General features: G+C 69.4%; 11 protein-coding genes. 8 read left to right on the forward strand and 3 right to left on the reverse strand.

What is annotated here, in order from left to right; all coding sequences use genetic code 11:
• The 8 genes from P3W75_RS20315 to P3W75_RS20350 all read left to right on the forward strand — a co-directional run.
• The coding region (locus P3W75_RS20315) for an NYN domain-containing protein (protein WP_430765394.1) at positions 1 to 507 on the forward strand (507 nt) is incomplete at its 5' end.
• Positions 508 to 572: 65 nt separating this feature from the next.
• Entirely contained in the window at positions 573 to 1907 is a 1335-nt protein-coding gene (locus tag P3W75_RS20320) for a DEAD/DEAH box helicase (RefSeq protein ID WP_276229108.1), read from the forward strand.
• 170 nt (positions 1908 to 2077) lie between these two features.
• Entirely contained in the window at positions 2078 to 2896 is an 819-nt protein-coding gene (locus P3W75_RS20325) for a helix-turn-helix transcriptional regulator (RefSeq protein WP_276229109.1), read from the forward strand.
• 112 nt (positions 2897 to 3008) lie between these two features.
• The gene (locus tag P3W75_RS20330; protein WP_276229110.1) at positions 3009 to 4124 is read left to right on the forward strand and encodes an ABC transporter ATP-binding protein; all 1116 of its coding nucleotides are present in this window, start codon (positions 3009 to 3011) and stop codon (positions 4122 to 4124) included.
• Between the two features lie 72 nt (positions 4125 to 4196).
• Positions 4197 to 5339: an ABC transporter substrate-binding protein gene (locus tag P3W75_RS20335; RefSeq protein ID WP_276229111.1), complete on the forward strand. Its 1143-nt coding sequence runs from the start codon at positions 4197 to 4199 to the stop codon at positions 5337 to 5339.
• Between the two features lie 111 nt (positions 5340 to 5450).
• On the forward strand, positions 5451 to 6359 hold the full coding sequence (locus P3W75_RS20340) for an ABC transporter permease (protein ID WP_276229112.1): 909 nt from the start codon (positions 5451 to 5453) through the stop codon (positions 6357 to 6359).
• A 1-nt stretch (position 6360) separates the two neighbouring features.
• A complete protein-coding gene (locus P3W75_RS20345) occupies positions 6361 to 7179 on the forward strand; it encodes an ABC transporter permease (protein ID WP_276229113.1) in 819 nt (272 codons plus the stop codon).
• A 24-nt stretch (positions 7180 to 7203) separates the two neighbouring features.
• A complete protein-coding gene (locus P3W75_RS20350; RefSeq protein ID WP_276229114.1) occupies positions 7204 to 8676 on the forward strand; it encodes an aldehyde dehydrogenase family protein in 1473 nt (490 codons plus the stop codon).
• 258 nt (positions 8677 to 8934) lie between these two features.
• On the opposite strand, the gene P3W75_RS20355 is transcribed toward P3W75_RS20350, so the two are convergent.
• From P3W75_RS20355 to P3W75_RS20365, 3 genes are read right to left on the reverse strand one after another with little or no spacing between them, the layout of a single operon-like run.
• Positions 8935 to 9306, reverse strand: coding sequence for a VOC family protein (locus P3W75_RS20355; protein WP_276229115.1), 372 nt, complete (start codon positions 9304 to 9306; stop codon positions 8935 to 8937).
• Between the two features lie 53 nt (positions 9307 to 9359).
• Positions 9360 to 9971, reverse strand: a complete 612-nt coding sequence (locus P3W75_RS20360) for a GNAT family N-acetyltransferase (protein WP_276229116.1) — start codon at positions 9969 to 9971, stop codon at positions 9360 to 9362.
• A gap of 31 nt (positions 9972 to 10002) precedes the next feature.
• Positions 10003 to 11250: a TIGR03862 family flavoprotein gene (locus P3W75_RS20365; RefSeq protein WP_276229118.1), complete on the reverse strand. Its 1248-nt coding sequence runs from the start codon at positions 11248 to 11250 to the stop codon at positions 10003 to 10005.
• Positions 11251 to 11419 lie beyond the last annotated feature (169 nt).

The following is an 11419-nucleotide window of genomic DNA, read 5'->3' on the forward strand; positions in this document are numbered from 1 at the left end:
GCGCGCCCGCCGCCAGCCCCGGAGCCGCCGTTGAAGACCCTCGCCCTGTTCGTCGATGTGCAGAACCTCTACTACACGGTTCGCCAGGCCTACGGCTGCCATTTCAACTACGCCGCCCTGTGGGCCGAGCTGAGCCGCGACGGGCGTATCGTCGAGGCCTACGCCTACGCCATCGACCGTGGCGACCCGCGCCAGCAGCAGTTCCAGCAGATCCTCCGCAACCTCGGTTTCGAGGTGCGCCTGAAACCCTACATCCAGCGCGCCGACGGCTCGGCCAAGGGCGACTGGGACGTGGGCATCACCATCGACGTGCTCGACGCCACGCCACGGGTCGACGAGATCGTGCTGTGCTCCGGCGACGGCGATTTCGACCTGCTGCTGCAGCGCGTGCGCGCCCAGGGCAAGTCCGCCACCGCCTATGGCGTGCCGGGGCTGACCGCGCACGCGCTGATCCGCTCGGCGACGCGCTACGTGCCCATCGAAGGCGGGCTGCTGCTGCGCCACTGAGCGGGCCGGCGAGCGGCTACAATGCCGCCCATTCCCCATTCCCCATTCCGTTTTGCGAGTGCTCCATGACCTTCGCCGCCCTTGGCCTGATCGACCCCCTGCTGCGCGCCCTCGACGGCCTCGGCTACCAGACCCCGACCCCGGTGCAGGCCCAGGCCATTCCCGCGGTGCTCAAGGGCCGCGACCTGCTCGCCGCGGCGCAGACCGGCACCGGCAAGACCGCCGGCTTCGCCCTGCCGCTGTTGCAGAAGCTGCTGCAGGAAGGCCCGCAGGTGGCGGCCAACTCGATCCGCGCGCTGGTGCTGGTGCCTACCCGCGAGCTCGCCGAGCAGGTCCACGAGAGCTTCCGCGTCTACGGCCAGCATGTACCGTTGCGCACGGCGGTGGCCTACGGCGGGGTGAGCATCAACCCGCAGATGATGAAGCTGCGCAAGGGCGTCGACGTCCTGGTGGCCACACCCGGCCGGCTGCTCGACCTGTACCGGCAGAACGCGCTGAAGTTCAACCAGCTGCAGGTGCTGGTGCTGGACGAAGCCGACCGCATGCTCGACCTGGGCTTCGCCCGCGAGCTGGACGAGGTGTTCGCCGCGCTGCCGAAGCGGCGCCAGACCCTGCTGTTCTCCGCGACCTTCTCCGAGGCGATCCGCAAGCTGGCCGGCGGCCTGCTGCGCGACCCGCTGTCGATCGAGGTGGCGCCGCGCAACACCGCGGCGAAGACGGTGAAGCAGCAGCTGATCACCGTGGACAAGAAGCGCAAGGCCGAGCTGTTCCTGCACCTGATGCGCACCCGTGGTTGGCGCCAGGCGCTGGTATTCGCCAAGACCCGCAAGGGCGTCGACGAGCTGGTCAAGGTGCTGCAGGCCGAGGGCCTGGCCGTCGACTCGATCCATGGCGACAAGCCGCAACCCTCCCGGCTGCGCGCGCTGCAGCGGTTCAAGGCGGGCGAGGTGGATTTCCTGGTGGCCACCGACGTCGCCGCGCGCGGCCTGGACATCGAGGAAATGCCGCTGGTGGTCAACTTCGACCTGCCGATAGTCGCCGAGGACTACGTGCACCGCATCGGCCGTACCGGCCGCGCCGGCGCCAGTGGCCAGGCGCTGTCGCTGGTGTGCGCCGACGAGGTGCAACAGCTGGCGGCGATCGAGACCTTGCTCGGGCAACTCATGGTGCGCGAGGAAGAGGACGGCTTCGAAGCGGAGCACCGGGTGCCGCAGACCGCCCTCGGCGGCCAGTTGCTGAAAAAGCCGAAGAAGCCCAAGCAGCCCCAGGCGCCGGAAGGCAAGCCAGGGAAGATTCACCTGGGCGACCTGCTGGCCGACAAGCCGCAGGTGAAGGCGGTGCGCAAGGCGCCGGGCTTCGCCAAGGCGCAGGCGCCGGGCAAGAAGCCCAAGGCGCGCTGAGGGCCGCGGTGGGGCGGGGCGCATCAGACTGGTGCGCGCCAGGCTCGGGGGCGCTGCGCAAGGCCGCGGCGCGCGGGTGTTCAAGGGTGTGGCGCAGAACCTGCATTTCCGTGTGGAATCCTGAACGCCTATAGTGTGTGCTCCGCGCACACAACAAGAACGACACCCCTATGCGCCCCAAGGAACTCAAAGCCTGGACCGGCGGCCTCGCCCTGCTGTTCCCCCTGGCCCCCGGCCGCCCGCGCCTGCTCGGCCTCAGCCAGTGGCTGCAGCAGGCCTGCCCGGTGGATCACTTCGTGCTGTTCGTCTACGAGGGCAACCACCGCCCGCTGGACCTGTTCGACACCTTCCCGGCGGACGTGCGCCATGTCTACGTGGCGGACTACCAGGACGGCCCCTACCTGCTCGACCCCTTCTACCTGGCCTGTACCCGCGACCAGGCGCCGGGCCTGTGGCGCCTGCGGCAGTTCGCCCCGGACCACTTCTACCTCGGCGAGTACTACCAGACCTACTACCAGCAGACCGGGCTGACCGAGGAGATCGCCTTCTTCGTCGACCTCGACGATGGCGCCAAGGCGGTGCTGTCGCTGATGCGCAAGACCTCCAGCCCGGCCTACAGCCGCGACGAGATGCAGTTGCTGGAATGCGCGCGGCCGGCGGTGGAGCAGGTGGTGCGCGAGGCCTGGGCGTTGCGCCGTGCCCAGCCGCGCCCGGCGCGTGACCTGGACTACAAGATTCGCGAGGCCTTCGACCAGTTCGGCGCCCAGCTGCTGACCGCGCGCGAGCAGGAGATCGTCCAGTTGCTGCTGCGCGGCCACTCCAGCGCCTCGGTGGCCGAGCAGCTGGACATCAGCCCGGGCACGGTGAAGATCCACCGCAAGAACATCTACGCCAAGCTTGGCATCGGCAGCCAGTCGGAGCTGCTCGGGCTGTTCATCCGCGAGCTGGCCGGGCAGGACGACGCCAGCGAGATGCGCGCCACGGGGTGAGGCAAGGGCGTCTTCCATCGACGCCTATCCCCCGAGGGATATATACACCCCGAAAGCCCCGTTGATAGCGTGTTCTGCAACAACGAGAACAGCCATCGAGAGGCTCGCGGTGATGGATTCCAGCCAAGGGTTCGATATCGAATTCCGCAACGTGGTCAAACGCTACGGCAGCGTGCCAGCGGTCAACGGCCTGAGCTTCAAGGTGCGGCGCGGGGCCTTCCACTCCTTCCTCGGCAGCTCCGGCTGCGGCAAGACCACCACCCTGCGGATGATCGCCGGCTTCGAGCAGCCCAGCGAAGGCGAGGTGCTGCTGGCCGGCCAGGCGGTGGCCGGGGTGCCGGCGCACCAGCGCCCGGTGAACATGGTGTTCCAGCATTACGCGCTGTTCCCGCACCTGAGCGTGGCCGAGAACATCGCCTACGGTCTGCGCTACCGCACGCCGCGCCCGGACCGCGCCGAGCAGCGCCGCATGGCCGACGAGGCGCTGGAAATGGTGCGCCTGTCCGGCTTCGGCGCGCGCAAGCCGCACGAGCTGTCCGGCGGCCAGCAGCAGCGCGTGGCCCTGGCCCGCGCGCTGGTCAACAAGCCCACCGTGCTGCTGCTGGACGAACCCCTGGCGGCGCTGGACCGCAAGCTGCGCAAGGAGATGCAGTCGGAGCTGCTGCGCCTGCAGCGCGAGGTCGGCATCACCTTCGTGCTGGTCACCCACGACCAGGAAGAGGCGCTGTCGATGAGCGACAGCATCAGCATCATGAAGGACGGCCTGATCATCCAGACCGCCACGCCCGAGGCGCTCTACGAGACCCCGGCGAGCCGCTACGTGGCCGACTTCATCGGCGAATCCAACCTGTTCGGCGGCACCGTGCGCCGCCTCGAAGGCGGCCGGGTGGTGCTGGCCACCGCCGCCGGGCTCGAGCTGAGCAGCCCGCCGACGCCCACCGGGTCCGCGCTGGCGCCCCAGGCCGAGGGCTGCATCGCGGTGCGCCCCGAGCTGGTGGGCATCGCTTCCGCCGATTCGGAGCTGCAGCGCGAGGTGCGCCTGAAGGGCCGCGTCGAAGACCGCATCTACCTGGGCAACCTCACCGAATACCGGGTGCGCACCGACGCCTTCGGCATCGTCTGCGTGCGCGTGCCGCGCCAGTCCGGCGGCGCTGGCGATGCCTTCGAGCATGGCGCGCCGGTGCAGGTCGGCTGGAACCAGGCCAGCGGCCTGGCCATGGGCCTCTGATTCACGCCGCCGCGCGTGGCGCGGCGGCTCGACGATCCAACCATAACGACAGCAGACAGGCGGGGAGTGACGATGGACAAGAAGACTTTCATCAAGACCATGCGCAGCTGGGAAAACGGCTCGATCACCCGGCGCGAGTTCCTCGGCCGCACCGGCCTGGGGCTGGCCGCGGCGGTGGTCGCGGCGAACACCCCGGGCCTGCTGCTGGGCAAGGCCTACGCCGGCGAGAGCGGCAACCTCGGCGACCGCGTGACCCTGGCCACCTGGCCGAACTACCACAGCCCGGAGAACTTCGAGGCCTTCGCCAAGGCCACCGGCGCGCGGGTGCAGATGAACGTGTTCGGTTCCAACGAGGAGATGCTCGCCAAGCTCCAGGCCGGCGGCAGCGGCTGGGACGTCTTCGTGCCGACCAACTACACCATCAGCACCTACGTGAAGCTCGGGCTGATCGAGCCGCTGGACCTGTCGCGCATCCCCAACTTCGACGCCAAGGCCTTCCAGGAACGCTTCATGGCCCAGGGCACGGTGGACGGCAAGGTCTACGCGGTGCCGAAGAACTGGGGCACCACCGGCATCGTCTACGACGCCAGCAAGGTCAAGGGCAGCCCGGACTCGTGGAAGCAGTTCTGGGACCTGACGCTGACCAGCGCCTCGGGCCGCACCATCGTCCACGACTACCAGCTGACCGCCATCGGCAATGCCCTGAAGTACTACGGCTACAGCTTCAACTCGCTGGACCCGAAAGAGCTGGCCGAGGCCGAGAAGCTGCTGATCCAGGCCAAGCCGCACCTGTTCGCGATCAACTCCGACATCCAGCCCTCGCTGCGCAACGGCGACGCCTGGATGGCCATGGCCTGGACCGGCGACGCCTCGCAGCTGCACCGCGACAACCCGGACATGACCTTCGTGCTGGGCAAGGAAGGCGGCGAGATCTGGAGCGACTTCTTCGCCATTCCCAAGGGCGCCGAGCACAGCGACGCCGCCTACGCCTTCATCAACTACCTGCTGGACCCTGCGCACAACAAGCTGGAGGTCCTGGCCCACGGCTACCCGAGCGGCGACAAGCGGGTCGACGCGCTGCTGCCCAAGGAGATGCTCGACGACCCGATCATGTACCCGGCGGCCGAGCGCCTGTCGCCACTGGAGTTCGGCGCCGCCGCGACTCTCACCAGCCCGGCGCGCGCCGAGCTGATGGCGCGCTTCAAGGCCGCCTGAGGGCTGCCCTTGTAGGAGCGAGCTTGCTCGCGAACAGATCCGTGCCGAAGCGGTTCGCGAGCAAGCTCGCTCCTACGGGGCTCCGTACAATCCATGCGTAGGGACTCGAACATGAACATCGCCGTCAGCGCCCCCCTGCAGGCCGCCGCGCCGCCGCCGGCCGCCCGCGCGCGCAGCCTCGGCCGGCGCGTCACGCTGCTCCTGCTGCTGCCTTCCACCCTGTGGTTCCTGCTCCTGCTGCTGATGCCGCTGGTGATCATCCTGGTCTTCAGCTTCGGCGAGCGCAGCGCCGTGGGCGGCTACGGCGGCGGGCTGACCCTGGAGAACTACCTGAACCTCGGCTCGCGCGCCCAGGCCTTCTGGAACACCCTGACCCTGGCGCCGCTGGGCACCCTGGCCTGCCTGCTGGCGGCCTACCCGCTGGCGTACTTCCTGGCGGTGAAGGTGCAGCGCAACAAGTCGCTGCTGCTGACCCTGGTCATCGTGCCGTTCTGGACCAGCTTCCTGATCCGCACCTACGCCTGGATCTTCATCCTCAGCGGGCGCGGCATCCCGGCGCTGCTGGAGAGCCTGGGGATCGCCGACGTGCGCCTGATCAACACGCCCTGGGCGGTGCTGATCGGCATCGTCTACGGCTACCTGCCGCTGATGGTGTTCCCCATCTACGTGACCCTGGAGAAGCTCGACAAGCGCCTGCTGGAAGCCTCCGGCGACCTCGGCGCGAGCGCCTTCGAGACCTTCCGCCGGGTGACCCTGCCGTTGTCGGCGCCGGGCGTGATCACCGGGGTGATGCTGGTGTTCATCCTGCTCATGGGCGAGTTCCTGATCCCCGCCATTCTCGGCGGCGGCAAGGTGTTCTTCGTCGGCAACGCGCTGGTCGACCTGTTCCTGCAATCGCGCAACTGGCCGTTCGGCAGCGCGGTGGCCATGACCCTGGTGGCGATGATGCTGGCGATCATCGGCCTGTACCTGAAACTCGCCGCGCGCTTCGGCGGGCCGCGCAACGACGGGGTGCTCTGAGATGTGGCTGCGCAGTTATTCGACGTCGCTGTACCTGTTCCTCTACGCGCCCATCGCGCTGATCATGCTCTTCGCCTTCAACGCCGGGCGCAGCGGGCTGAGCTTCCAGTGCTGCTCGGTGCAGTGGTTCGGCCGCGCCTTCGGCAACCCGTTCATCATGGAGGCGCTGGGCAACAGCGCGCTGATCGCCCTGTGCTCGGCGCTGATCGCCACCTTCTTCGGCACCCTGGCGGTGTTCGGCCTGCAACGGGTGGGCAAGCGCGTGCGCCTGCTGTTCGACGCGCTGACCTACTGCGCGATCATCGTGCCGGGGATCGTCATCGGCATCGCCACGCTGATCGCCTTCATCACCCTGTTCGACGTACTCAACCCGCTGCTGGCGGCGCTGGACCTGGGCCTGCCGAAGCTGAACATGGGCTTCGCCACGGTGGTCGCAGCGCACTCGCTGTTCACCATGGCGCTGGTGATGGTCATCGTCCGCACCCGCGTCGAGGCCATGGACAAGGCGCTGCTGGAGGCCTCCGCCGACCTCTACGCGCCGCCGCTGGACACCTTCTTCCGGGTCACCCTGCCGCAGATCGCCCCGGCGATCCTCGCCGGCTTCCTACTGGCGTTCACCTTCAGCTTCGACGATTTCATCATCGCCTTCTTCGTCGCCGGCTCCGAGACCACGCTGCCGATCTACATCTTCTCCTCGATCCGCCGCGGCATCACCCCGGAGATCAACGCCATTTCCACGGTGATCATCTGCGCCTCGCTGGCGCTGCTGTTCACCTCCCGCTACCTGCAGAACCGCCGCACCGGCGTTCAGGCCGCCTGACGGGCGCAGACAAGGAGACGTGCGATGCGTGACCAGCTGTACATCAATGGGCAATGGGTCAGCCCGGACCTGGGCGGCACCTTCACCAGCTACGACCCGGCCAGCGAGCGGCCGCTGCGCGAAGTGCCGGCGGCCACCGAGGAAGACGTCGACCACGCCGTGCGCGCGGCGCGCCAGGCGTTCAATCGCGGCTGGGGGCAGAGCCGTGGCGGCGAGCGCGCCGAGTGGCTGGAGGCGCTGGCCAACGAACTCGAACGCAACCAGGCCGAGCTGGCCGAGCTGGAGGTGCGCGACAACGGCAAGCCGCTGCCCGAGGCGCAGTGGGACGTGGCCGACGCCATCGGCTGCTTCCGCTACTACGCGGAGCTGGCGCGCGAGCTGGATGGCCGCCAGGACCAGGCGCTGGCGCTGCCCGACGAGCGCTTCCGCTGCCGCATCCGCCACGAGCCGGTGGGCGTGGCCGGGCAGATCATCCCCTGGAACTACCCGCTGCTGATGGCCGCCTGGAAGGTCGCACCGGCGCTCGCCGCCGGCGCCACCTGCGTGCTCAAACCGTCCGAGCTGACGCCGCTGAGCGCCCTGGAACTGGCCGCCGCGGCGGACGCCGTGGGCCTGCCGGCGGGCGTGCTGAACGTGCTGCCGGGCCTGGGCGGCGAGGCCGGCGGGCCGCTGGCGCAGCACCCGGGCGTGGACAAGCTGGCCTTCACCGGCAGCGTGCCGACCGGGGCGAAGATCATGTCGGCGGCGGCCCAGGACATCAAGAACGTCAGCCTGGAGCTGGGCGGCAAGTCGGCCTTCATCGTGTTCGACGACAGCGATGTCGAGGCGGCGGTGGAGTGGATCCTGTTCGGCATCTTCTGGAACCAGGGCCAGGTGTGCAGCGCCACCTCGCGCCTGCTGGTGCAGGAGGGCATCGCGCCGAAGCTGATCGAGCGCCTGGTGGAAGCGACCCGCGCCATCACCATCGGCAACGGCATGAGCTCCGGCGTGCTGCTCGGCCCGCTGGTCAGCCAGGGCCAGTACGACAAGGTGCTCGGCTTCATCGACCAAGGCAAGGCCTGCGGCGCCCGCCTGCTTACCGGCGGCCGGCGCCCGGCGGGGCTGAACGAGGGCTGGTTCATCGAGCCGGCGATCTTCGACGAGCCGGCGGAGAACGCCATCGTCTGGCGCGAGGAAATCTTCGGCCCGGTGCTTTGCGTGAAGCGCTTCAAGACCGAGGCCGAGGCCCTGCGCCTGGCCAACGACAGCCGCTTCGGCCTGGCCGGCGCGGTGATGTCGGGCGACCCGCAACGCGCCGCGCGGGTGGCCAACGGGCTGCGCGCGGGGATCGTCTGGGTCAACTGCTCGCAACCCACCTTCACCCAGGCGCCCTGGGGCGGCATGAAGCACAGCGGCATCGGCCGCGAGCTGGGGGTGTGGGGGCTGGAGAACTACCTGGAGGTGAAGCAGGTGACGGAGTACGTTTCCGATCAGGCTTGGGGGTGGTATCTGAAATAGGTGCCAACGGTACTCCACGGCGGCTGCGGCGCCGTGGTTTGACTCCGCTCCCTCTCCCTAACCCTCTCCCTGAAGGGAGAGGGGACCGTTCGGCATGAGCGGGTGTTCTGGCGTTAGCCGGCAACGCCGTGAAATTCCGGTATAAGCCATGCCTTATCTCGGCACGGACAAGCCCCCTCTCCCTTCAGGGCGGGGCGCGCAGCCGAGGGCTGGGGAGAGGGGCTCTTCAGGATGCCGCGAGAAAAGTCGCGCTGCCCCTCAGTCGATGTTGTGCCCGATCCGCCACAGCACCCCGCTCGGGTCGTGCAGGGTGAAGTCGCGCAGGCGCCACGGCCGGTCTTCCGGATCGCCCAGCTTCACGCCGTAGCGGCCGGCGATGTCGATCTCGCGCAGGCGTTGCCACCAGGCGTCGGCGTCTTCCACCAGCAGGTGCAGCATCAGGTTCTCGGCGAACGCCTGCACGTAGAAGTTCTGCAGCAGGAAGGCGCAGTGATCGCCGTGGTGGAAGTAGCTCAGGTCGTCCGAGTTCCACGGGTTGCCGAAGCCCAGGTCGCGGTAGAACGCCTGGGACAGCGGGTAGTCGCGGGCGGGGACGAAGACTTTCAGTTCGACGGCGGTGAGGTTGCTCATGCTGGCGTCCTTGGGTGGTGGCGCCACGTTTGCGCGGGCGGCTGTCGCGCAGTCTAGTCGCGGATCGGCCGTTGCATGTAGCGGTGGCTGTTGACGCCCGGCAGGGTCGAGGTGCGCTCCACCTGCACTTCGAAGCCGAAGCGTTCGTACAGCGCCTGGGCCCGGGGGTTGGCCACCGAGACGTCGAGGGCGGCCATGCCCAGGCCGGCCTGGCGGCCGCGTTCGAGAAAGTGGGCGATCAACTGGCTGCCCAGGCCCTCGCCGCGCACGCTCGGGTCCACGCCCAGGTGCGCCAGGTACAGGGTGCGCCGGGGCGGCGGGCAGATGATGCGTTCCAGTTGCAGGCCGTGGTGGATGACGCCCACCGCGCCGGTGCCGAAGTAGCCGAGGATCTGCCGCGCCGCGGCGAGCAGGTAGCCGAGGTTGGCCTCTCCGCCGAAGATGGTGCCGACGGCCACCATCTTGCCGTCGAGTTCGCCCACGGTGTGCTGGCGCCAGCCGAACTGGCCGCCGCCCTGGACGAAGGCGTGGCGCAGGAAGTCCTGGGCGCTGTTGCGGCCGGGGCGGGCGAAGGCGTAGTCGAAGGCGTCGGGGCCGGAGCTGTAGATCAGCGGGACGGCGGCGTCGACGTCCTCGGGACGGGCCGGGCGGAAGCTCAGGGGCATGGCGCGGACTCTGCGGGAGGGAATCCGCAATCTAGCACTGTCGTTCCATGTTCAGCCAGCGCAGCGCGCCCAGGCCGGCGGCGCGGCCACTGGCGAAGCAGGCGGTGAGCAGGTAGCCGCCGGTGGGTGCTTCCCAGTCGAGCATCTCGCCGGCGCAGAACACGCCGGGCAGGGCGCTGAGCATCAGCTGCTTATCCACAGCCTCGAACCTGACTCCGCCGGCGCTGCTGATGGCCTCGTCCAGCGGGCGCGGGCGCACCACGGTCAGCGGCAGGGCCTTGATCAGCGCGGCCAGGCGCTGCGGGTCGGCGTAGTCGGCGGCTGTGGACAACTCGCGCAGCAGGCCGGCGCGCACACCGTCCAGGCCGAGCTTGCCACGCAGGTGGTTGGCCATGGACTTGGAGCCGCGTGGCTGCGCCAGGGCCTTGGCCACCTGCTCGCGGCCGCGCCCCGGCAGCAGGTCGAGGTGCACGGTGGCGCTGCCGTCGTGGGCGATGCGCTCGCGGATGCCGGCCGACAGGGCGTAGACCAGGCTGCCCTCGATGCCGCCGGCGGTGACCACGAACTCGCCCTGGCGCGGCGCCTCGCCGTCCAGGCCGAGGGCCACCGGCTTGACCGGCGCGCCGGCGAACTTGTCGCGGAAGAATTCGCTCCAGCCGGCGACCTCGAAGCCGCAGTTGGAGGGGCGCAGCGCCGCGACGTCCACGCCGCGCGCCTGCAGGGTCGGCACCCAGGCGCCATCGGAGCCCAGGCGCTGCCAGCTGCCGCCACCCAGGGCCAGCACGCTGACGTCGGCCCGCAGGGCCTGGCGGCCTTCGGGGCCGTCGATCAGCAGGCGGCCGCTGTCGTCCCAGCCCTGCCAGCGGCTGCGGGTGTGGATGGCTACGCCATTCTCGCGCAGGCGCTTGAGCCAGGCGCGCAGCAGCGGCGCGGCTTTCATGTCGGTGGGGAAGACCCGCCCGGAGGTGCCGACGAAGGTGCTTATCCCCAGGCCGTGAATCCATTCGCGCAGGGCCTGGCCGTCGAACCCGGCGAGCAGTTCGCCGATCTCCGCGCGGCGCTCGCCGTAGCGGCCGACGAAGGCTTCGCGCTCCTCCGAGTGGGTGATGTTCATGCCGCCCACACCGGCCAGCAGGAACTTGCGGCCCACCGAGGGCATGGCGTCGTACAGCGCCACGCGCACGCCGGCGCCGGCCAGCACTTCGGCGGCCATCAGGCCGGCGGGGCCGCCGCCGATGACGATGGCGCTGGGGGAGGGCTGGGAGCTGTGCTCGGTCATGGCCTGGACGTGGTCGAGGGAAAGGGCGCGCATTCTAGCCTAGCCGCTGGATGCGGGGCCTGATCAATTTGCCGGCTGGCGCGCGCGGGCCCCGGCAGGCGGGGAAGTCACAGGTTTATGCCCAGGATATCCACAAGCGTTTCCACAGCTGCCGGGGGCAATTCACGGG

The sequence above is a fragment of the Pseudomonas citronellolis genome, assembly GCF_029335315.1.
Classification (GTDB): Bacteria; Pseudomonadota; Gammaproteobacteria; order Pseudomonadales; family Pseudomonadaceae; genus Pseudomonas; species Pseudomonas citronellolis_A.

What these genes read in the sequence shown, in the direction of transcription:
- P3W75_RS20320 (WP_276229108.1), top strand. Translation starts at nt 573, where the DNA reads ATGACCTTCGCCGCCCTTGGCCTGATCGACCCCCTGCTGCGCGCCCTC.
- P3W75_RS20325 (WP_276229109.1), top strand. Translation starts at nt 2,078, where the DNA reads ATGCGCCCCAAGGAACTCAAAGCCTGGACCGGCGGCCTCGCCCTGCTG.
- P3W75_RS20330 (WP_276229110.1), top strand. Translation starts at nt 3,009, where the DNA reads ATGGATTCCAGCCAAGGGTTCGATATCGAATTCCGCAACGTGGTCAAA.
- P3W75_RS20335 (WP_276229111.1), top strand. Translation starts at nt 4,197, where the DNA reads ATGGACAAGAAGACTTTCATCAAGACCATGCGCAGCTGGGAAAACGGC.
- P3W75_RS20340 (WP_276229112.1), top strand. Translation starts at nt 5,451, where the DNA reads ATGAACATCGCCGTCAGCGCCCCCCTGCAGGCCGCCGCGCCGCCGCCG.
- P3W75_RS20345 (WP_276229113.1), top strand. Translation starts at nt 6,361, where the DNA reads ATGTGGCTGCGCAGTTATTCGACGTCGCTGTACCTGTTCCTCTACGCG.
- P3W75_RS20350 (WP_276229114.1), top strand. Translation starts at nt 7,204, where the DNA reads ATGCGTGACCAGCTGTACATCAATGGGCAATGGGTCAGCCCGGACCTG.
- P3W75_RS20355 (WP_276229115.1), bottom strand. Translation starts at nt 9,306, where the DNA reads ATGAGCAACCTCACCGCCGTCGAACTGAAAGTCTTCGTCCCCGCCCGC.
- P3W75_RS20360 (WP_276229116.1), bottom strand. Translation starts at nt 9,971, where the DNA reads ATGCCCCTGAGCTTCCGCCCGGCCCGTCCCGAGGACGTCGACGCCGCC.
- P3W75_RS20365 (WP_276229118.1), bottom strand. Translation starts at nt 11,250, where the DNA reads ATGACCGAGCACAGCTCCCAGCCCTCCCCCAGCGCCATCGTCATCGGC.